The organism is Protofrankia sp. CiP3, from assembly GCF_917627345.1.
Taxonomy (GTDB): Bacteria; Actinomycetota; Actinomycetes; order Frankiales; family Frankiaceae; genus Protofrankia.
In genome coordinates, this window is sequence record NZ_CAKJTM010000021.1 from 25,990 (window position 1) to 47,205 (window position 21,216).

Consider the following 21,216-nt stretch of genomic DNA (forward strand, 5'->3'; position numbering starts at 1 on the left):
CCCGGCTGTTGGGGCGCCAACTCTGTGATCTTGGTTGACTTGTGCCGTCTCGGCAACCTACCGAGCCGGCGCCGTGGCGCGCGGTGCCGGGACCTCGGCTGCCGCGGCGCGGTCCAGCAGCCACAGCGTCCGTTCCCGGCCCTGGGCGCCCGCGGCCGGGATCTCTGGGGGGTACGCGCCCGAGAGCGCCCGCGCCACCGCGGCGGTCTTCGCGTCCCCTGTGGCGAGCAGCCAGACCTCACGGGCCGCCCGGATGGCGGGGAGCGTGAGGGTGATCCGGACCTGCGGCGGTTTGGGGGAGTCGGGGACGGCGACGGCCGTCGCGGTGGCGTGTACGGCCGGGGAATCCGGAAAGATCGACGCTACGTGGCCGTCCGGCCCGATGCCGAGCAGCAGCACGTCGAAGGAGGGGGCGGCGATGTCCGCACCCGGCGGGGCGTGTTCGGCAAGCAGTTGTGCGTAGGTGGCCGCGGCCGCGTCGGCGTCGGCCGCGTTGTCCGGATCGCTCATCGCGAAGACCCGAGCCGGGTCCAGGGGCAGCGCGTCGAGCAGCGCCGCCCGTGCCTGGCCGTCGTTGCGGTCGGGCGAGCCGAGGGAAACGAACCGCTCGTCCCCCCACCACACGTCGACCCGCGTCCAGTCGACCGTCTGGACGGCCGGACTGCCGCGCACCGCCCGCAGCGTCGCCACGCCGATACCGCCACCGGTCAGCACCACCGACGCGGTGCCGCGGGCGGCCTGCGCGTCCGCCAGGCTGATAATCATCCTGGCGGCTGTCGCGGCGGCGAGCAGGTTCGCGTCGGGGTGGATGATGACCTCGGCAGACGCGCCCATCAGCCCGCCGCCCCCGCGATCGTGCCCGTCTTCCGTGTGATCGTGCCCGTCGTGCCTGGGCTGTCCACGCCACTCGCCATCGGGTCGCGCCAGATGTGCTCGCGCACCGGGGAACGAGCTGCCAGCCCCTTGATCGTGCTCCAGGCGGCCAGCGCATCCGCGTAGGGCCCGTCGTGGTCAAGCCTGCGCAGCTCCTCGGCCAGCAGATCGCCGAGACCGCGTTCGGCCAGCGGCACGGCCCGGTCGGGCTGGCCGGGCCGTTTCAGCACGGCGGTGCGGGAGTCCTGCCGGGTAACCGTCAGTTCGCCGTCATTGAGATCAAAACGTACTTCGGCAAGCCCGTGGCGCGACTTCGTCTCCACGCTGACCGGTAGGCCCAAACGGTCGGACAGCCACCCGGACAGCAGACAGACGCTGGGGTCGCAGTCGCCGCCGGCAATGGTGGCCGCCCGCGGCCTCTCGGTGAGCGACTCGAAGGCGGCGGCGATCAGGGTCCGCCAGGCGGTCAGCCGCGTCCAGGCGAGGTCGGTGTCGCCGGGGGCGAAGTCCGCCGCCCGCTGGCGCAGCGCGGCGACGGGATCGTCCGCCGCGGACGTGTCGGTGACTCGCCGGTCGGCGAAAACCCCGAGCGGATCGTAAGCGATGCGGTCCGGCGGAACACCGTGCCACCAGGTGATCACTGGCGCGTCCGGTGCCAACAACGGCAGGACCACCGACTCCGCGTGCAGGCTGAGGCGCCCGAACATGCGCATGACCACAGCCTCACCCGGCCCGAGCCGCCCCCCGATGGAGACCTCGGCGTCCAGCCGCGAACTGGCGGCGTCCAGCTGGCGCCGGACGACGATGAGCAGCCGGCACGGGTGGGCCGCCGCCGCCGTGGTCGCGGCGCTCTCAGCGACACCGACGTGCTTTTCGTCCACCACGACCACCAGGGTCAGCGCCAGGCCGAAGGCGAGCGCGCCGGCCGAGCGCCGCTCGGCCGCCAACGCCCTGACAACGTCGGAGCCGGTCGTGTCCCACAGGGTTGTCATGGGTCGCCTCCCTGGTCCTTCAGAGTCCACGGTCCGTCAGAGTCCACCGGGGCGCTCCAGCCGCTGGCGGGGAGCGATCGCGGTCACCGGCATCACGGTCACCGGCCTCACGGCCGCCGCCAGCGACGCCCGTCCCGGGCGAGCATCTCGTCGGCGGCGGCCGGGCCCCAGCTGCCGGCCCGGTAGCGGAACGGGACGGTCCTCGCCCAGTAGTCCTCCATCGGGTCGATCACCCGCCACGATTCGATCACCTCGGCGTTGTTCGGGAACAGTGTCGCGTCCCCGAGAAGCACGTCGAGGATGAGCCTTTCGTAGGCCTCGGGCAGCGACTCGGTGAACGCCTCACCGAACAGGAAGTCCATGGCGACATCGCGGACCTCCATGGCCGAGCCCGGCACCTTGGACCCGAATTTCAGCGTCACGCCCTCGTCCGGCTGGACCCGGACCACCAGCTGGTTGTGGCCGAGCTCGGTGGTGTCGGTGGTGTTGAAGGGCAGGTGCGGCGCTGGTTTGAACGACACGGCGATCTCCGTTACCCGGCGTGGCAGCCGTTTGCCGGTGCGCAGGTAGAAGGGCACACCAGCCCACCGGCGGGTTTCAATCCCGATCCGGACGGCGGCGTAGGTCTCCGTCCGGGACTCCGCGGGGACGCCGTCTTCCTCGAGATAGCCCTTTACCCGCCGGCCGGCGAGCCAGCCCTGTTCGTACTGGCCGCGGACGGCGTAGCCGGCGAAATCAGCCGGCAGCGAGACCGCCCGCAGCACCTTGAGCTTCTCGTACCGGATGGCCTCGGCGTTGAAGCTCACCGGCTCTTCCATCGCGGTCAGCGCCAACAGCTGCAGCAGGTGATTCTGCAGGACGTCACGGGCCGCGCCGGTTTCGTCGTAGAACCCGGCGCGTGAGCCGATACCGACGTCCTCGGCCATGGTGATCTGGACGGAGTCCACGAAGTGGGAGTTCCAGATCGGTTCGAACAGGGTGTTGGCGAATCGCAGCGCCAGCAGGTTCTGGACGGTCTCCTTGCCCAGATAGTGATCGATGCGGAATACGTCCTCGGGGGTGAAGACCTCGTCGACCAGCTCGTTGAGCGCGCGGGCCGACTCCTGGTCGTGGCCGAAGGGCTTTTCGACCACGACCCGCCGCCAGCCCCCGGACGCCTCGTTGGATGCCATGCCGGTGCGTTGCATCTGCTTGAGGACGACGGGGAAGGCCGACGGTGGGATGGACAGGTAGAAAGCCGCGTTCCCCGGGACCCCATGGGTGTGCTCGAGGTCGAGCAGCGTCTGGGCGAGGGTGTCGAACGCGTGGTCGTCGTTGAACGATCCGGGGACGAGCTTTATCGAGGCGGCAAGGCGCTCCCACACCTCCTCGCGGAACGGTGTCCGCGCTCCCTCCGCCGCGGCCTCCCGGATGATTTCCGCGAAATCGCTGTCGGTCCAGTCGCGCCGGGCGAACCCGAGGAGTACGAAACCCGGTGGCAGCAGGCCTCGGTTCGCCAGATCGTAGACAGCTGGGATGAGCTTCTTGCGGGCCAGGTCACCGGTCACCCCGAAGACCACCAGCGCGCACGGGTCAGGCAGCCGCGGCAGGCGGCGGTCGCGCGGGTCTCGCAGTGGGTTGGTGTTCACCGTCGGTGTCACCCGAACCCCCTCTGTCCGTCCAGAATCATCGTGGGCAGGTTCAGAACCGTCGCCGGACGGCAACGACGGCAACGACGGCGGCACCTGTCGCCGCGGGTCCGCAAAGAGCGCCCGAGCCGACGGCCGCCGTTGGCGGGACGCCTCGCCCCGGGTCAGCTGCCGGCGGCGTCAAGCTGGCCCTCCACCGCCGTGAGCAGCTGGTTCCAGGAATCCTCGAATTTCTCCACGCCCTCGCGCTCCAGCGCCTCGACCACGTCGGGGAAGGAGATACCGAGTTCGGTCAGGCGGGCCATCACCGCGCGGGCGTCCTCATAGTACGGTCTGACCGTGTCGCCGCTGACCACCCCATGGTCGGCGAAGGCGTGCAGCGTCGCCTCGGGCATTGTATTGACCGTGCCCGGGGCAATCAGTTCCTTGACATAGATCGTATCCGGCAGCGCCGGGTCCTTCGTGGATGTCGACGCCCACAGCGGCCGCTGCGGCTTGGCGCCGGCCTTGGCAAGGGCCGACCAGCGCGGGGTCGCGAAGGCCTGCTCATATCGCTCGTAGGCCAGCCGCGCGTTGGCGATCGCGGCCCTGCCCCGCAGCGCTCGGGCCCCCTCAGTGCCGATTTTTTCCAGCCGGCGGTCCACCTCGCTGTCGACCCGGCTGACGAAGAACGACGCGACCGAGGCGAGGGTGGACAGGTCATGGCCGGCCTGCCGGGCCTGCTCGATGCCGGTCATGAACGCGTCCATGACGGCCTCGTAACGGTTCAGCCCGAAGATCAGGGTGACGTTGACGCTGATGCCCTGGGCGAGGGTGGCAGTGATCGCCGGTAGGCCGGCGAGAGTGGCCGGGATCTTGATGAACAGGTTCGGCCGGTCGACCAGCCACCACAGCGCTCGGGCTTCGGCCAGGGTGCGTTCGCTGTCATGAGCCAGCCGCGGGTCCACCTCGATCGACACCCGGCCGTCCACGCCCGCGCTGGTCTCATAAGCGGGGCGAAGTACGTCACAGGCGGCGCGGACGTCTGCCGCCGTGATCGCCCGGATGGCTTCACCGACGTCCACTCCGCGGATGGTGAGATCGCGGATCTGCTCGTCATACGCGGACCCGCCGCTGATCGCCTTCTGGAAGATGGTCGGGTTGCTGGTGACGCCGACGACGGCCCGGGTGCGCATCAGCTCGGCGAGGTTGCCGGTGCGTAGGCGGTCGCGGCTGATGTCGTCGAGCCAGACCGCCACTCCGGCGGCGGAAAGCTGGGCCAAGGGGTCGGTCATCGCGGTGTGACGTCCTCTCCACGGGCGCTGGTACATGGTCTGGCACTATCGAGCCGCACCGTAGGGGCACGGCCACGCCAACCACCGCGGCGGCACCTGCGGGCAGGTCGCGGCCTGCTCACGGGGCACCGTCGCGCAGGCCCCGCCGCCGTGCCGCCATGATGGCTCTACCCTCTCTCGGTCGCCTCATCCCAGTGTCCGGATACTCGCGGCAGAGTGGGAAAGTTAGCGAGAACACCATCCTTCCGCTACCTCTGTTTGAGAATTTATTCGTCTGATGTGCGCCGGTGGCGGCCTTGGGTGATCGAAGATCGTGTATCGGCGCTGGTCAGGTGCGTCCGGTGCCGCGGTCGTGACCCGGAATTGTGATCGTGTCCGTCCGAATAGTGATCGTGTTTGTCGGTGGGTCGCGTGCCGGGCACGGCATCCGGCAGTTAGACTCCGACACGTCGTAGAACCATGTTGTGAGCCCCGGCCGCGGGGCCTGAGCCTGCGCGGGTGGCTCTTCCTCTCCCGCCGATCGCGAGGTCGTCCTGTCCGCCTTGGCCGCGTCCACGCCGGTTTCCAGCCTGCCGCAGCGGAACATGCCCGCGCAGCCTGAGCCCGGTGGGCCGGCGGGCCCGGTGAAGTCCCGGCGCCCGGCCGGAGCACTGGCCCGCTCCTACTTCGCCCTGACGAAGCCGCGGATCATCGAACAGCTGTTGATCACAACTGTACCGGTGATGCTGCTGGCCGAACGTGGTCTTCCGTCCCTGTGGCTGGTGCTCGCGACCCTGGTCGGCGGGACCTTCGCGGCGGGCAGCGCGAACACGTTCAACTGCTACATAGACCGCGACATCGACGAGGTGATGGCCCGGACACGCCGACGGCCGCTCGTCCGGGCAAGCGTCACGCCGGCGGAGGCGCTGCGGTTCGGGATCATGCTCGGGGTGACCGCCACGGCCCTGTTCGGTTTTGCGGTCAACTGGGTCTCGGCACTGCTCGCCGACGGGGCGATCGTGTTCTACGTCTTCGTCTACACCCTGGGGCTCAAGCGCCGGACCCCGTCCAACATCGTCATCGGCGGTGCGGCCGGGTGCTTCCCGGTTCTCATCGGTTGGTCGGCGGTGACAGGGACGGTCGGCTGGCCCGCTGTGCTGCTGTTCGCCGTGATTTTTTTCTGGACGCCCCCGCACTTCTGGGCGCTCGCCATCAAGTACCGGGATGACTACGCCGCCGCGGGCATCCCCATGCTGCCGGTCGTCGCGTCTGCCGCGGTGGTGACCAGACGGATGCTCGGCTACTCGTACGCCATGGTGGCCGCTTCCCTGCTGCTCGTCCCCGTCGCCCACACGGGATGGCCGTATCTGGCGGTGGCCGCGTCGCTCGGTGGCTGGTTCCTGTTCGAGGCCCACCGGCTGGTTCGCCAGGTCCGCCGAGGCGGGGACATCCAGCCGATGCGGCTGTTCCATATTTCGATCACCTATCTGACGCTTCTGTTCGTCGCGGTCGCGGCCGCGGCGCTCACCGCTTCCTGAGCCGAGCCGAGCCGTCGGCGGCGGTTTCGCGCGCTTCCGCCTGAGCCGGCGGGCGCGGTTCTCGCCGTGCATGGCGGGGCTTGCCAGCCGTTGCCGGAAGCTGATGTTTAGAGCGCCCGATGACAGGGCTGTCCGGCTTGCGGCTCCCCGCATCCCGCCCGGCCGCGTTGTCGTCGGTCGACACCCAACGCCAGGGTGGCTCCCTCCGCCGCCTTGCGGTGTACGCACCCCCAGCCCCGCTCCTTGATCCACGCCCCTATTGCCGGGCGCTCTTATCCGACCGGTACCGCGTCGGGTCCGCGCTCGGCCGGCGCGCCGGCGGTCGCTGGTGCGCCAGCGGCCGCGTCCGGGGCCGGGGCCGGCCGTTCGACCATCGCGAGCCAGACCCACAGAGTGATCATCCACAGCGCGGTGGCCCCGGCGATGTGCAGTTCCACCAAGCCCACGGGCACACCGGTGAAGTACTGGGTGAACCCGATGCCGGCCTGGGCCAGCACGACGGCGGCGAGCACGGTTGTCGCGCGGACGGCTTCAGCCCGCGCCCCCCCGAGCCGGACCGCGAGAACCATTGCGATCATGAGGCCCACCAGCACCATCGCCGCGTCCGCGTGCAGCTGCGCGACATTGGTGATATCGAGCCCGAAGCGTCTGGCCTGGGCCGAGTCCCCGCTGTGCGGGCCGGTGCCGGTGACCACCGTGCCGAGCAGCAGCACGGCACCGGCGACCAGGGTGAGCACCCGGGCCAGCCAGCGCAGCTCGGGCCGGCCCACAGGGCGGGCCGGGCCGGGGCCCGATCCGGCCCGGCGGTCCAGCACGATGACGTCCACCAGCAGCAGCATCGACAGCAGGAAGTGCCCGGCCACCAGCGCGGGGTGCAACTTGAAAAGGACGGTCAACCCGCCGAGCAGCACCTGGCCGATGAAACCGAGCCACAGGCCGAAAGAGAGCATGACGAGGTCGCGGCGACGGTCGCGCAACCGCAGGGAGACCAGCGGCAGCAGCAGCATCACCAGCCCGACGGCGACTGTCAGCAGGCGGTTGCCGAATTCGATCCAGCCGTGCGCGGAATACTCCGGCCGGGTGACGAACGAATTGTCGCCGCAGGTGGGCCAGGTGGGGCAGCCAAGTCCGGAGCCGGTCAGCCGGACCGCGCCGCCGGTGACGACAATCAGCGCGAGCAAGGCGACGGAGATCCGGGTGAGTCGCCTGAAAACGGTGGTGCTCACTGTCGGTATTCTTCGCGATCCGTTCATCGCGGGTCATGCTACCGTCTGTAGAAGTTTGTGGGGACGAGGGAGCCGGGCAGGGCATGCCACGGCCGTAGAAGATCATTCCCATTTGAAGGTCCGCGCCGCGAGGGCCAGCGAACCGATGGCCCAGGCGAGCAACACGGCGAGATCCGTGACAGGCAGCCCGGCGGAGCCCCGCAGGACCGCGCGCAGTCCCTCCGAGGCCGCGGCCGTGGGCAGCAGCGCGCCCAGGCTCGCCAGCCAGCCAGGCAGCCGGGAGAGCGGGAAGACGATCCCGCCCACGAGCAACAACAGCAGGTAGACACCGTTGGCCGCGGCCAGGGTGGCTTCCGCCCGCAGCGTGCCCGCCATGAGCAGCCCGAGGCCCGAGAAGGCCACCGTCGCCACCAGCAGGAGCAACGCCACCGACAGCGGGGAGCCGTGCGGATGCCAGCCGGCGCCGAGGCCCACGGCGACTATCAGCAGAACCTGGATGATCTCTACGCCGACCACGGCCAGCGTCTTGCCGGCGAGCAGGATCACACGTGGCAGGGGGCTGGCCCCGAGCCGTTTGAGCACACCGTAGGAACGCTCGAAGCCGGTCGCGATGGCCTGCCCGGTGAACGCCGTCGACATGACCGCGAGGGCCAGGACGCCGGGGACGAGAAAGTCCACCGGCGCATCCGCACCGGTGGGCAGCACGTCCACGGCGGTGAAGAACAGCAGCAGGCCAACTGGAATGATCATGGTGAGCAGCACCGATTCGCCGCGGCGCAGCGTCAGCTTGATTTCGATCATCGTCTGTGCCCGCAGCATGGCCGGCCAGCGCGCGGCGCCAGGCGCCGGGCGAAGATCGAGTGGGCGCTGGGTGGCCGGTAGCTGTCCGGCCGCTGTCATCTCGGACGGTGCGCCGGTGCTGGCACCGGCGCCCATGCCGGTCACGGCCGCAGCCCCGAGCCGGTGAGTTCCACGAACACGTCCTCCAGGCTGCGCTGTTCGACTCTGAGGTCCTCGGCCAGCACACCGTTGCTCGCGCACCATGCGGTCACGGCCGCGAGCAGCTGCGGGTCGATCGTGCCGTGCACGACGTAGCGACCGGCGGGCTCCTCTTGCGCGACCGTCCCGTCCGGGAGGGCCAGCACGAGGCGGTCGATGTCGAGACCCGCGGGCGCCCGGAACCGCAGCTGCCCCTCGGCGCCGCCGCGGGTCAGCTCGGCCGGGGAGCCCGCCGCCAGCATCCCGCCATGGTCGACGATCACGACGTGGTCAGCGAGCCGCTCCGCCTCGTCCATGGCGTGGGTGGTGAGCACCACCGTCACCCCGCAGACGCGCAGCTCCTCGACCAGCTCCCAGGTGGCTCGGCGGGCCTGCACGTCCAGGCCGGCAGTGGGCTCGTCCAGGAAGACGAGCTCGGGCCGGCCCACCAGCGCCATCGCCAGGGACAGCCGCTGGCGCTGGCCGCCGGACAGGCGCCGGTAGGGCGTGCGCGCCGCCCCGGTCATGCCGACCCGCTCGAGCAGAGACCCGACGTCCAGCGGGTTGCGGTGATGAGCGGCGAGCAGCGCGAGCATTTCGCCGGCCCGGGCACCCGGGTAGACCCCGCCAGCCTGGAGCATGACCCCCACCCGAGGGCGCAGGGCGGCCGCGTCGCGCCGGGGATCGAGACCGAGCACCCGCACGTGGCCCGCGTCCGCGTGCCGGAAGCCCTCGCAGATCTCGATGGTGGTGGTCTTGCCCGCGCCGTTGGGGCCGAGCAGGGCCGTCACCGAACCGGCTACCACGCTCAGTGACAAGTTGTTGACGGCCCGAACGGGTTGGCCGGAACGTGGCCAGTAGGTCTTGACCAGGCCGGCAACCTCGACTGCCAGATCCTCCGCCACACTGGCGATCCTACGGACCACTGCGTGCACGGCGCGCGGCATGTCTCGGCCGGCATGTATCGGTGCAGGTAATGGCAGGCACCGGTACGCGCGGGGCCGGGCGGCAGCGAAGATCCGGGCGGCAGCGGCCAGGGCGTGTCCCGGAAGCCACCTGGACGCGGCTCCCGATCGAACGACGGCTTCCGGAACACGGACTCCCGAAACACGCCGTGGGGCAGGTCTGCTGGACCGTCAGCCGCGTGGATCGATACCCACATCGGCCATCGCTCATCGGTCATCGGCCACCATCCAGCAGACACGCGCTAACCGTGCCGTCCCCGGGGTGACGGGGGCCGCTGGCCGGGGCTCGGGTCCGCGAGCGCGCCCCACGCGCCCAGGCGCTGGTACAGGACCAGCGGGGTTGTGCTGTACAGCCGGGCCAGCGGGCGCAGGTCGGTCCGCCGCAGGCGCAGCACGTCCCGGGAGCTCTCCGCGCGCAGCACCTGGATGATCGCGATCCACCGCCGCAGCGGCCCGGTGCGGGTCGGCGGCAGTTTGCGCAGCCGGTGCAGGTCGATGGCAAGTGGCGGCAGCCGTACCAGCTCGGGCCTGGCCGACGGCGGCGGGACAAGCATGATCGTGGCTACGTCGTAGAGCTCGGCCAGTTCCACCAGGCGATGTACGCGCAGCGCGCGGTTGCCGCGTTCGTAGGCGCCGAGGGTGCCTGCCGTCCAACGCCCGTTGGTCCGCTCCTGGACGTCGAGGAGGGACATCCCGCGTCGGTGCCGGGTGGCCCGCAGCCGGTGCCCCAGCTCCGCGGCGTAGTCCCTGCTTGCGCCGGAGTGGGCCTCGGTCACGCTCTCCGTCCGGGTTACAACGAACCAGGGACGCCGTTCGCCCCCTGCCGCAGCCTGGCAGGAGTTGGCCCGCGAGACGACCGTCTCATTCATGATCCTATGTTGATAGGAGTGGTCTGCCTGTGGTAGCTCGATCGCCGAAGGTGCTGGCGGGGGGCCGGGCGCCGGCCCGTCCGCGCTCCCGGGGTCCTCGCGTCACGTCTTCGGCGCGGCCCGGGGAAGGGGTGTGGCGCATCAGACGCTCGGCTCGATCACGCGGTCCACGCCCAGGTCAGATGCCACGATGGTCAGGTATTTCGACAGCTCGCGCCGACTCGGCACGCAGGCTTGTTCGACCCCCGGCGGGAAATAGGGCACAGTGGTGTTGTGAAAAGCATGCCCGACACTTCCAGCGGCACGGTGGCCGACGGCCGTACCCGTGACCGTGTCGCGCGCCTGCTCCTGGAACTCGGTCCCTCGACCGCGGTCACCCTCGCCGCCCATCTCGGCCTGTCCCCGGCGGCGATCCGCCGGCATCTTGACGCGATGCTCGCCGAGGAAACGATCACGATCCGGTCGGCGCGGGCCGCGGGCCCCCGCGGCCGCGGGCGTCCAGCCCGGCTCTATCAGCTCACCGCGGCCGGGCACGCGGCGGGCCCGACCGCGTACGAGGACCTCGCGGCCAGCGCGCTGAGTTTCCTCGCCGGTGTCGCGGGCCACCAGGGTGTCGCGGAGTTCGCCGAGGCGCGCGCCGCGGAGCTGGAACGCCGTGTCAAGCCGGCGGTGGCCGACGCCGATCCGGCGGACCGGCCGGCGGCGCTGGCGGCGGCCATGTCCGCGGCCGGCTACACCGCCAGTACCTCGTCACTGCCGACCGGCGTCCAGATCTGCCAGCACCACTGCCCGGTCCAGCATGTCGCGGAGCGATTTCCCGAGCTCTGCGGAGCGGAGACCGCCGCATTGGCGAGGTTGCTCGACTCCCATGTCCAGCGGCTCGCGACAATCGCGCACGGCGACGGGGTGTGCACGACGCATGTTCCCCTGGAGCCTGCCCCCGGTGCCGCTACCAGTACGTCCACCGGCACATCCACCGGCTGTACGGCTACCGCAATGAACCCCGTCACTTCCACCTCCTCGGAGGGGCCTGTCATATGACCACAACTCCCGAGACCGAGATCGACAGTCGGCCAGAGGGCCAAAGGGCGCGCGACGATCGTCAGATCGCGCGCCCGGAGGCCGTAATCCCCGCGGTGTTGGAGGGCCAACGGGCGCGCGACGATCGTCAGATCGCGCGTCCGGAGGCCGCAGTCCCCGAGGCGCTCGAGGGCCTGGGCGCCTATAAGTTCGGCTGGTCTGACACGGATGCGTATGCGGCAACCGCCCAGCGCGGGCTGTCGGAGGCGGTCGTCCTCGGCATCTCGGCCAAGAAGAGCGAACCGGAGTGGATGACGCAGCTCCGGCTCAAGGGCCTGAAGCTCTTCGGCCGCAAGCCCATGCCGACCTGGGGCGCGGACCTGTCCGGGATCGACTTCGACAATATCAAGTACTTTGTCCGGTCGACCGAGAAGCAGGCCGCCACCTGGGACGATCTGCCCGCGGACATCCGTAGCACCTACGACAGGCTCGGCATTCCGGAAGCCGAGAAGCAGCGCCTGGTCTCCGGCGTGGCGGCTCAGTACGAAAGTGAAGTCGTTTACCACAAGATTCGTGAGGATCTTGAGGAGCAGGGTGTTGTCTTCCTCGACACCGACACCGGCCTGCGGGAACATCCGGAGATTTTCCAGGAGTACTTCGGGTCGGTCATCCCGGTCGGGGACAACAAGTTCGCCGCGCTCAACACCGCGGTGTGGTCCGGTGGTTCTTTCATCTACGTACCGCCGGGCGTGCATGTCGAAATTCCGCTCCAGGCCTATTTCCGCATCAACACCGAGAACATGGGCCAGTTCGAGCGGACGCTCATCATCGTCGACGAGGGTGCCTACGTGCACTACGTCGAGGGCTGCACGGCACCGATCTACTCCTCCGACTCGCTGCATTCGGCGGTCGTGGAGATCGTGGTGAAGAAGAACGCCCGCTGTCGGTACACGACCATTCAGAACTGGTCGAACAACGTGTACAACCTGGTCACCAAGCGGGCGGCCTGTCAGGCCGGCGGCACCATGGAGTGGATCGACGGGAACATCGGCTCCAAGGTGACAATGAAGTACCCGGCCGTGTGGCTGCTCGGTGAGCAGGCCAAGGGCGAGGTGCTCTCGATCGCGTTCGCCGGTCCCGGCCAGCACCAGGACGCCGGCGCGAAGATGGTGCACGCCGCGCCGCGGACATCATCCAAGATTGTTTCCAAGTCGGTGGCCCGTGGCGGCGGCCGGACATCCTACCGGGGCCTGGTCCAGATCCAGGACGACGCGCACAACGCGCGGGCGACGGTGAAGTGTGACGCCCTGCTGGTGGACACGATCAGCCGTTCCGACACCTACCCGTACGTGGACGTCCGGGAGGACGACGCCTCCATCGGGCATGAGGCCACCGTGTCCAAGGTCGGGGAGGACCAGCTCTTCTACCTGATGAGCCGCGGGCTCTCCGAGGATGAGGCCATGGCCATGGTCGTGCGCGGGTTCGTCGAGCCGATCGCCCGTGAACTGCCGATGGAGTACGCCCTGGAGCTCAACCGGCTGATCGAGCTGCAGATGGAAGGTGCGGTCGGCTGATGGTGAGCGCTCCCATCCACAACGGCTCGCGGGACGGTTCGACCGCGGGTTCCGTCGCGGGCTCCCCGGCCGGTCCGGCCGTGCTGGTGCCCGGGTCGTCGACCGGTTCGCCGGGTGGGTCGAAGGCGGGGGTGTCGGCGGGGCGGCCTGACGGCCGGCCGCGTCCGGTGCGCTCCCGCGACCCCCAGGTTCATCCGCTACCGACCGGCCGCGAGGAGGAGTGGCGGTTCACGCCGTTGCGCCGGCTCGGCGGCCTGCTCGGTGGCCCGGCCGCTGACGCTAGTTTCACGGTGGATGTCGAAGCGCCCCCGGGCGTGACGGTTGAGCACGTTGGCACCGATGACGCCCGCGTCGGGCGGGTGCTCACCCCGGCCGACCGGGTGTCGGCGTTCGCGATGACCCGGGCCGAGCATGCCGTGGTCGTCACCGTGCCCGCCGAGGCGGCCCCGGACACGCCGGTGGTCGTCCGGCTGCACGGCTCCGGCGGAACGGCCTACGGCCACCTGGTGGTCGAGGTCGGCGCGTTCGCCTCGGTCACGGTGGTGCTCGATCACACCGGGCAGGCCGTCTTCGCCGGCAACGTCGAACTGTCCATCGGTGACAGCGGGTCCCTGACCTTCGTGTCGCTCCAGGATTGGGATCCCGGCGCTGTGCACGTCGCCGCGCATGCGGCCAGGGTCGGCCGGGACGCCCGGTTCCGTTCGTTCACGGTGACTCTCGGCGGAGATCTCGTCCGCCTGTCGCCCACCGTCACCTACGCCGGACCTGGCGGGGATGCCGAACTCTACGGGCTGTTCTTCACCGACGCCGGTCAGCACCAGGAGCACCGGCTGCTGGTTGATCACAGCCCGCGGTCCTGCCGCAGCCGGGTCGCCTACAAGGGCGCGTTGCAGGGCGAGGGCGCGCACGCGGTGTGGATCGGTGACGTGGTGATCGGCGCGGACGCCGTGGGTACCGACACCTACGAGCTGAACCGTAACCTCGTCCTCACCGATGGTGCCCGCGCGGACTCGGTGCCGAACCTGGAGATATCCACCGGTGAGGTCGTCGGGGCCGGCCACGCCAGCGCCACCGGCCGTTTCGACGACGAGGCGCTGTTCTACCTGATGGCGCGGGGCATCCCGGCGGACGAGGCGCGACGGCTGGTGGTCCGGGGCTTCTTCGCCGAGATCGTCGACCGGATCGAGATCGACTCTCTCCGGGAACGGATCACTGCGGCGGTCGAGGCGGAGCTGGACGGGGTCGTCTAGTGGGTGTTTTCCAGCGTGTGTGCGCGTTGTCGGACCTCAGTGAGGAGTCCGCGCTCGGCGTCGAGGTCGGCGGGCAGCCGGTGTGCCTGGCGCTGGCCGCCGGGCAGGTCTACGCCATCCGCGACGAGTGTTCCCACGCCGAGGTGATGCTCTCCCACGGCGAGGTCGAGGACGCGAGGATCGAATGCTGGCTGCACGGCTCGCAGTTCGACCTTGCCACAGGTGAGCCCGTCGGGCTGCCGGCAACCGAGCCGGTACCCGTCTATCCGGTGAAGATCGACGGTGACGACGTGCTCGTCGACATCGGGCAGTCATAGCGGCTTTTAGGACATAGCGGTTTTTAGGAGACTGATCAAGTGTCGACCCTTGAGATCCGTAACCTCCATGTCTCGGTGGAGACCGATTCCACCGAGGGGAGGGAGATCCTGCGCGGTGTGGACCTGACGATCCGCCGCGGCGAGACCCATGCGATCATGGGGCCGAACGGCTCCGGCAAGTCGACGCTGGCGTACTCCATCGCCGGTCACCCCAAGTACACGATCACCAGCGGTTCGGTGGCGTTGGACGGGGTCGACGTGCTCGCGATGAGCGTGGACGAACGCGCCCGCGCCGGGGTCTTCCTTGCCATGCAGTACCCGGTTGAGGTGCCCGGCGTGTCGGTGTCGAACTTCCTGCGCTCATCCGTGACAGCCGTGCGCGGCGAGGCGCCCAAGCTGCGTACGTGGGTCAAGGAAGTCCGTGAGTCCATGGCGACCCTGGAAATGGACCCGGCATTCGCCGAGCGCAGCGTCAACGAGGGTTTTTCCGGTGGTGAGAAGAAGCGTCACGAAATCCTTCAGATGGCCCTGCTCAAGCCGAAGATCGCTATCTTGGACGAGACCGACTCGGGCCTTGACGTGGACGCGCTGCGGATCGTCTCCGCCGGCATCGAATCCGTCCGCGCGGCCGGGGAGACCGGTATTCTTCTGATCACCCATTACACCCGTATCCTGCGTTATGTGAAGCCGGAGTTCGTCCATGTGATGGCTGGCGGGCGCATCGTCGACTCCGGCGGCCCCGAGCTCGCCGCGGTCCTGGAGGACGGCGGCTACGACCGGTACGTCAAGGCGACCGAAGCGACCGAGGTGCCTGCGCCGGCCGGGACGGCGGTATGACGATGACGGACGCGATGCCCTCGCCCACGCGGCGCACCGCCGCTCAGCCGGGGGGCGGGTACGACGTCGATCAGGTCCGCAAGGACTTCCCGATCCTGGCCCGGCGTGTCCACGACGGCCGGCCGCTGGTCTACCTCGACAGCGCGGCCAGCTCGCAGAAGCCCACGGCCGTCCTCGACGCCGAGCGGGACTACTACGAGCTGCACAACGCCAACGTCCACCGCGGCATCCACGTGCTGGCCGAGGAGGCGACCGCGCTGTACGAGTCCGCTCGCGACCGGGTCGCCGCCTTCATCGGCGCGCCCGGGCGTGACGAGGTCGTCTTCACCAAGAACTCCTCCGAGGCGCTGAACCTCGTCGCCTACGCGATGAGCAATGCCGCCACCGCCGGCCCCGAGGCGGAGCGGTTCCGTCTCGGTCCGGGCGACGAGGTCGTCATCACCGAGATGGAGCACCATTCCAACCTGGTGCCCTGGCAGATGCTGTGCCGGCGGACCGGGGCCACGCTGCGCTGGATCGGTCTCACCGACGACGGCCGGCTCGACCTCACCGACCTCGATCAGGTGATCACTGAGCGGACGAAGGTCGTCTCGTTCGTGCACCAGTCGAACATCCTCGGCACGGTCAACCCGGTGGCGACGCTGGTCGACCGGGCTCGGGCGGTGGGCGCGCTGACCGTCTTGGACGCCTCCCAGTCCGTGCCGCACATGCCGATCGACGTGACCGCGCTCGGGGTGGATTTCCTCGCCTTCACCGGCCACAAGATGTGCGGGCCGACCGGTATCGGCGTGCTGTGGGGCCGGGGTGAGCTGCTGGCGGTGATGCCGCCGTTCCTCGGTGGCGGCGAGATGATCGAAGTGGTGACGATGGAGGCGTCGACGTATGCCGTGCCACCGCACCGGTTCGAGGCCGGCACGCCGATGATCGCTCAGGCGGTCGGGCTCGGTGCCGCGGTCGACTACCTTACAGATCTTGGTATGGACGCGATCGCCGCCCACGAGCACGACATCACCGCCTACGCCATCGACCAGCTGGTCACCGTGCCAGGCCTGCGGATCATCGGGCCACCGGACGCGGTCGACCGGGGCGGCGCCGTCTCGTTCGTGCTCACCGGGTCCGACAACCGGCCGCTGCACCCCCACGACGTCGGTCAGCTGCTCGACGAACGGGGTATCGCCGTTCGCGTGGGACACCACTGCGCCCGCCCGGTCTGCCTGCGCTACGGCGTCCCGGCCACGACTCGGGCGTCCTTCCACCTGTACTCGACCCGTGGTGAGGTCGACGCGCTGGTGGAAGGCCTGGGGCATGTCCGGAGGTTCTTCGGGACGTGAAACTGGACTCCATGTACCAGGAGATCATCCTGGACCACTACCGCAACCCGCACCACCGCGGGCTGCGTGAGCCTTACGACACCGAGGTCCACCATGTCAACCCGACCTGCGGGGACGAGGTGACCCTGCGGGTCAAGGTGGCCGACGGCAAGGTCGCGGACGTCTCCTACGAGAGCGAGGGCTGCTCGATCAGCCAGGCGTCCGCGAGCGTCATGACCGACCTCGTGATCGGCCGGTCCGTCACCGACGCGCTCGAACTTGGCCAGGAGTTCCTGGCGTTGATGCAGTCGCGCGGCACCGTCGAGCCGGACGAGGATGTACTGGAGGACGCGGTCGCCTTCGCGGGCGTGTCGAAGTACCCGGCCAGGGTCAAGTGCGCCCTGCTGTCGTGGATGGCCTGGAAGGACGCGACCGCGCAGGCGGTGGGCGGCATCCCGGAACAGGAGGTGGACCGGTGAGCGAGACCACCGTGACCGCGCAGGACCCGGCTGTGGCCGAGACTGTGGCCGAAGTCGAAGCGGCTGAGGTCAATGCCGCTGAGGTCGAGGCCGCTGAAGCGGACACGGCTGGGCAGGCAGCCGGGCCAGCCGTGGACAAGGCCGCCGTCGACGACGTCGAGGAGGCCATGCGCGACGTCGTTGACCCCGAGCTCGGCATCAACGTCGTCGACCTGGGCCTCGTGTACGGCATCAACGTCCACGACGACAACACGGTCACCCTGGACATGACGCTGACCTCGGCGGCCTGCCCGCTGACCGACGTGATCGAGGACCAGACCCGCTCGGCCCTGACCGACGGGCCGGACGCCCTGGTCAATGACGTGACCATCAACTGGGTCTGGATGCCCCCGTGGGGTCCCGACAAGATCACCGACGACGGTCGTGAGCAACTGCGGGCCCTCGGCTTCAACGTCTGACCGCTGCGGCGGCATCGTGCGATGGATGCGGCCGGGTGTGTTACCCTTGGGTTGCATGCGTGTTGGCACGTGTGCTCTAACACTGCCGGACGTAATGGCCGGTTCAGACATCGGGCGTTCATGGTTATGGGAACAAGACCGGAGCGCCAAGGGTGGAATCGCCGGGAGTAGCTCCTGTGCTCCCGGCGATTTCGCCTAAATTCATGTCGGCGGTTGAGGTAGCCGTGAGCCGATCGACATCGCTGACCCGTACGAACCCCGATCTGATCGCGGATTCGTGAGAAAAGCGGGAAACCGCGCGCCGCGTTCAACGTTCTCCTGTCTCGGGTGTTTCAGCTCAATGGGCTGCCCGTCAGCTTCGACGAAACCCCTGCTGGAGAGGTTTCCGTTCGGTTCTGTGACCTGGACCGTTGCCACGCTTTTGCGCTGCCACACCCCGGGCACGCTTGGCCGTGGGTCGAGGGATCCGACGTAGCGCAACCCGGTGCTGGCATCCTGATGAACCATTACGCTCATACCCGGAAGCAGGAATCCGGGCGGTACCCGTAACCTTCGGCGCTTCGGACCGAGTCGTACCTCGATACTGGTCTCGTCCAACCACCGATTTACAACGGCGGTATCAAGACCGGTCGGCCGGCCGCGTCGGCTTACATCGTAAACCACCCGCGGGAGGTCGTTCTGTCCTCGTCCCAGGTCGACACCGACCGGCCAGAGGTCTACTCGCCGTCCACGTAGTACCTTGCCGGACAGGCGATCAGCGGGCATGCTGCCGAGCGAACCCGCCGGCCCGCTGAGCATGATTCGGTGGGTCGTTTCATCGATGTAGTCGATGTTCATCGTTTGTAGTGTGTCGGCAACGCAAGTTTGGGCAATGATCATTCTTAGTTGGTGCCCGTGGGGTTTGACGCGAAGATCTACAGATGCGGCAAGGGCTTCTTCGTCCAGCAATAACCACCGATGGTCATCATGTCGCCACTGTACGCCGTCGCGGGCTGCGACCCAGACCGGGACACCGATTTCTTCTGCAAAGCGATATGCGGGGATGATATCCATGTCCCTGCTCACGGAAATGATGCCGCGAGCCTGGTGGAGTCCATCCCGTATGGCGACCGCCAGCCGGCAGATTTCCACTGCGCAAAGGACATCTACCATTTTTTCAGCGGGCTGGCCGTCATCGATCTTGCCTTCATCGCTTCTGTCTGAGAGACGTCCGTTGAGGACTCTCGCTCGTGGGTCCCGCTCCCAGCGGGCCCTTGCCTCCTGGTTTTTTTTCAGGGCGTCCTCGAACCTCGTACTCTGCTTTTTGTAGCCGTTGCCACGCTGAGCCGGCTCCGTTGCGAGGGAAAAATAGACTTCCTTTATTTCGAAACCGTATGGACGCAGCGCGCCGATCAGCCCGTCTACCGTCGCGTGCCGTGGCTTTCCGGACGAGGCCATAACCTGGCGCCGCAGGTTCCAGGCATCCACCACCGCCACCATCGGCATCCGGCGTGCATGATCTGTCTTGTGAAGGCTGGCTGTGTTCAGGTGGCGGGGCATGGCACCTCGTTGGCGATGTAGCAACACTTATCACATCGGACGGTATTCAAGAACCACAGAGTGTACAGGTATGGCTCGATCAGCCGACTACCGCTATCTGCGGACAGCCATCGCAACGGTGAGTTCCTTGTCGGGCTTGGCAAACTGGCGGACCGTTGCGTCTGACCAGATCGCCAGCGCCGCTCGTAGCAATTTTTGATCTTACTGTGGTGGGCATGTATACGTAAGCGATCGATCTTCCATTCGAGATCGTGGATCGTGGACACGGCTGCTCCTAGGTACGAGACAAGATCCAACAAGCATTTACCAACGAACAGCATCCCGAGACTTGTCTACGGAAGCGGGATGCTTGCTGACCCGGCCACTCTACGCGCATGCCCTCACGGAGCCCCTGGCAGCCCTGCCTACCCAGGTAGGGCGGTGCCTTCTTCAGGTTGCCAGTCTCGGCCACGGCCAGATCCGCGTCAGGGCCCCCGAGATGGTCGACCATGTGATAACGGAACTCTGCCGTTATCACATACGGGCAGGGCGAACAGCTGCAACCTGCCTCCGGGGTCGCGCACTTGGCGTGCTCGACGATCGTCGAACAGTCCACCTGTGGCAGGCCCGTCGTCAGACCGGGTACGCGTGGCCGCGCTCGTTGCTTGGGCCTTGACCTGGCTGAAGCGGCCAGCGATTCGGCCCGCCAGGTCATCGAAAGTTGTGCTGCAACCGGTCGGAGTCTGGGCCGTGGCCCCGGTCGCTGGAAGATCTTTGATGATCTATACAAACCATTATGATCAACCGGTGGCCGCCTCATGGCCGCTGCTGCCACGTAGCGTTACCTGCCGCTACGTGTTCAAAGATCGATAAGCAGGCCGCTGGTACCCCATGCCCACCTGCGCTTGACGGGCCAGCTGTTAGGATTGGGCAGCATCATTCATCCCTTGAGGGATTGCAACGGATGCTGTTCCTTGGTTCCCACCATGGCGCCGCTTTTTTAATCATCCCTGGAGGGATCAGATTCAAACCGATCAATGGGTGGCAACACAAGGCCACAGCGATGAGGATTGGCGGGCAGCGATTGCGGTAGCAAGTTCTTCGTCGGTGACGATTTCCCCGCGGGCGAGTTCTTCTTCGGACTCGGCCAGCCTGCGGACCGTCGTCGCATCCGACAGGATGGCCAGAGTCTCCGCCAGTGACTCCGGATCACAAGCAGTCATCGATCGTCCCTTGGCTCAGGCCAGTAGGTCGGCTGGGGAGAAGCTCAACGGAAACGGGCGGTCTACGGCGCACGTTGCCGGGCCCTCGGCATAGGCGACCTGCTCGTAGCGGCCTTTGGTGAGTTCGAAGACGAAGACCGCCGGGACGTCCGGATCGACGATCCAGTAGGACGGGATGCCGGCCGTCTCGTACTCGTCGAACTTGTCACGTCGGTCATAACTCCGCCCGAACCGGGACAGCACCTCGACCACGAGAAGCGGGATCTTCGCCTTGGGATGCGCTAGGACGACGATGTCGGGCTGAAGGACGCGGCCGGTCGCCAGCGTGACGTCGAAGGGGGCGGGAAGCGCCCGAGCGGCCTCGGTCTGTGCGCCGACGAGCAGGGTGAGCAGGTGCGCGACCGCGAGCTGATGGGCGTAACCCGGGGACGGGCTCACGACGATGGTGCCGTCGACCAGCTCGTACCGCCGGCCATCCGCCGGAGTCCGGCGCAGGTCGTCCGGGGTGAAGCCATCCGGGTGGCGGGAGTGGAAGAACGTGACGCCGTCGCGGGTCTCGACAGCGCCGATGCCGAAGGGCCAGCGCCGCAGATCGGCGTCGCCGAGCGGCTCGCCAGCGAGACCGGTAAACGGGGAGCACGCCCAACCGTCCTCGTCCGGCTGCGTCGTCGACGGCTCATGTCTCACCATCACCCTGGTCATGGTGCCACTCCCTGCTGGGTTCGGACGGCACGTTTGCTTCACAGCATACATCGGAGTGTTGCTGACATATAGCACTATGTACATGATGTCGGTCGGGTAGTGCGGACGAGCCTGCGTCTTATCCAATGGTTATGATCCGCTCGCCCGGCGTGCAGAGCCAGATCGGCGGGTGGGAGGCTGTCGTCCCGGTCGTCCGTCAGTACCTG

20 protein-coding genes are annotated in these 21,216 nt (G+C 68.2%); 9 read left to right on the forward strand and 11 right to left on the reverse strand.

The genetic code is table 11. The features are described from left to right. Positions 1-57: 57 nt before the first annotated feature. The 4 genes from pgl to tal all read right to left on the reverse strand — a co-directional run bounded on the left by pgl (position 58) and on the right by tal (position 4,767). Complete coding sequence (gene pgl / locus MJ797_RS10620; RefSeq protein WP_239334149.1) at positions 58-834, reverse strand: 6-phosphogluconolactonase; 777 nt, start codon at positions 832-834, stop codon at positions 58-60. Further along, positions 834-1,865 carry a glucose-6-phosphate dehydrogenase assembly protein OpcA gene (locus MJ797_RS10625; protein WP_239334150.1) on the reverse strand — a complete coding sequence of 344 codons (1,032 nt, stop codon included), beginning with the start codon at positions 1,863-1,865 and terminating at the stop codon, positions 834-836. The genes pgl and MJ797_RS10625 overlap by 1 nt, the downstream gene beginning before the upstream one ends. A 107-nt stretch (positions 1,866-1,972) precedes the next feature. Beyond that, entirely contained in the window at positions 1,973-3,505 is a 1,533-nt protein-coding gene (gene zwf, locus MJ797_RS10630; RefSeq protein ID WP_239334151.1) for a glucose-6-phosphate dehydrogenase, read from the reverse strand. A 152-nt stretch (positions 3,506-3,657) separates the two neighbouring features. Beyond that, the gene (gene tal, locus MJ797_RS10635; protein ID WP_239334152.1) at positions 3,658-4,767 is read right to left on the reverse strand and encodes a transaldolase; all 1,110 of its coding nucleotides are present in this window, start codon (positions 4,765-4,767) and stop codon (positions 3,658-3,660) included. A gap of 584 nt (positions 4,768-5,351) precedes the next feature. Here tal and MJ797_RS10640 point away from each other — a divergent pair. Beyond that, positions 5,352-6,284 carry a heme o synthase gene (locus MJ797_RS10640; RefSeq protein ID WP_239334153.1) on the forward strand — a complete coding sequence of 311 codons (933 nt, stop codon included), beginning with the start codon at positions 5,352-5,354 and terminating at the stop codon, positions 6,282-6,284. Positions 6,285-6,556: 272 nt separating this feature from the next. Here the strand turns inward: MJ797_RS10640 and MJ797_RS10645 are convergent, their stop codons facing one another. The 4 genes from MJ797_RS10645 to MJ797_RS10660 form a co-directional block, all read right to left on the reverse strand. After that, positions 6,557-7,510, reverse strand: coding sequence for a heme A synthase (locus tag MJ797_RS10645; RefSeq protein WP_374581934.1), 954 nt, complete (start codon positions 7,508-7,510; stop codon positions 6,557-6,559). A 102-nt stretch (positions 7,511-7,612) separates the two neighbouring features. Then, positions 7,613-8,410, reverse strand: coding sequence for an ABC transporter permease (locus tag MJ797_RS10650; RefSeq protein WP_239334190.1), 798 nt, complete (start codon positions 8,408-8,410; stop codon positions 7,613-7,615). A 41-nt stretch (positions 8,411-8,451) separates the two neighbouring features. Beyond that, complete coding sequence (locus tag MJ797_RS10655; RefSeq protein WP_239334155.1) at positions 8,452-9,393, reverse strand: ABC transporter ATP-binding protein; 942 nt, start codon at positions 9,391-9,393, stop codon at positions 8,452-8,454. A gap of 302 nt (positions 9,394-9,695) precedes the next feature. Next, positions 9,696-10,322, reverse strand: a complete 627-nt coding sequence (locus MJ797_RS10660) for a transcriptional regulator (protein WP_239334156.1) — start codon at positions 10,320-10,322, stop codon at positions 9,696-9,698. A gap of 282 nt (positions 10,323-10,604) precedes the next feature. Between MJ797_RS10660 and MJ797_RS10665 the strand changes: the two genes are divergently transcribed. Genes MJ797_RS10665 through MJ797_RS10700 form a run of 8 tightly spaced genes read left to right on the forward strand, consistent with a single transcriptional unit; the run spans position 10,605 to position 17,567 of the window. Next, on the forward strand, positions 10,605-11,363 hold the full coding sequence (locus MJ797_RS10665; RefSeq protein ID WP_239334157.1) for a metalloregulator ArsR/SmtB family transcription factor: 759 nt from the start codon (positions 10,605-10,607) through the stop codon (positions 11,361-11,363). Next, positions 11,360-12,916, forward strand: coding sequence for a Fe-S cluster assembly protein SufB (gene sufB, locus MJ797_RS10670; protein WP_239334158.1), 1,557 nt, complete (start codon positions 11,360-11,362; stop codon positions 12,914-12,916). Before MJ797_RS10665 ends, sufB begins: the two co-directional genes overlap by 4 nt. Continuing rightward, positions 12,916-14,166, forward strand: a complete 1,251-nt coding sequence (gene sufD, locus MJ797_RS10675; RefSeq protein WP_239334159.1) for a Fe-S cluster assembly protein SufD — start codon at positions 12,916-12,918, stop codon at positions 14,164-14,166. Before sufB ends, sufD begins: the two co-directional genes overlap by 1 nt. Next, on the forward strand, positions 14,166-14,483 hold the full coding sequence (locus tag MJ797_RS10680) for a non-heme iron oxygenase ferredoxin subunit (RefSeq protein WP_239334160.1): 318 nt from the start codon (positions 14,166-14,168) through the stop codon (positions 14,481-14,483). The genes sufD and MJ797_RS10680 overlap by 1 nt, the downstream gene beginning before the upstream one ends. A gap of 39 nt (positions 14,484-14,522) precedes the next feature. Next, positions 14,523-15,320, forward strand: a complete 798-nt coding sequence (gene sufC, locus MJ797_RS10685) for a Fe-S cluster assembly ATPase SufC (protein ID WP_239308521.1) — start codon at positions 14,523-14,525, stop codon at positions 15,318-15,320. Continuing rightward, entirely contained in the window at positions 15,317-16,651 is a 1,335-nt protein-coding gene (locus MJ797_RS10690; protein WP_305039698.1) for a cysteine desulfurase, read from the forward strand. Before sufC ends, MJ797_RS10690 begins: the two co-directional genes overlap by 4 nt. Next, the gene (sufU, locus tag MJ797_RS10695) at positions 16,648-17,109 is read left to right on the forward strand and encodes a Fe-S cluster assembly sulfur transfer protein SufU (RefSeq protein WP_239334161.1); all 462 of its coding nucleotides are present in this window, start codon (positions 16,648-16,650) and stop codon (positions 17,107-17,109) included. Before MJ797_RS10690 ends, sufU begins: the two co-directional genes overlap by 4 nt. Beyond that, a complete protein-coding gene (locus MJ797_RS10700) occupies positions 17,106-17,567 on the forward strand; it encodes a metal-sulfur cluster assembly factor (protein WP_239334162.1) in 462 nt (153 codons plus the stop codon). The genes sufU and MJ797_RS10700 overlap by 4 nt, the downstream gene beginning before the upstream one ends. Before the next feature lie 201 nt (positions 17,568-17,768). Here the strand turns inward: MJ797_RS10700 and MJ797_RS10705 are convergent, their stop codons facing one another. The 3 genes from MJ797_RS10705 to MJ797_RS10715 all read right to left on the reverse strand — a co-directional run bounded on the left by MJ797_RS10705 (position 17,769) and on the right by MJ797_RS10715 (position 21,010). Further along, complete coding sequence (locus MJ797_RS10705) at positions 17,769-19,106, reverse strand: hypothetical protein (RefSeq protein ID WP_239334163.1); 1,338 nt, start codon at positions 19,104-19,106, stop codon at positions 17,769-17,771. Between the two features lie 1,013 nt (positions 19,107-20,119). After that, positions 20,120-20,308, reverse strand: coding sequence for a hypothetical protein (locus tag MJ797_RS10710; protein ID WP_239334164.1), 189 nt, complete (start codon positions 20,306-20,308; stop codon positions 20,120-20,122). Positions 20,309-20,323: 15 nt separating this feature from the next. Further along, positions 20,324-21,010 carry a Uma2 family endonuclease gene (locus MJ797_RS10715; RefSeq protein WP_239334165.1) on the reverse strand — a complete coding sequence of 229 codons (687 nt, stop codon included), beginning with the start codon at positions 21,008-21,010 and terminating at the stop codon, positions 20,324-20,326. Positions 21,011-21,216: the final 206 nt, after the last annotated feature.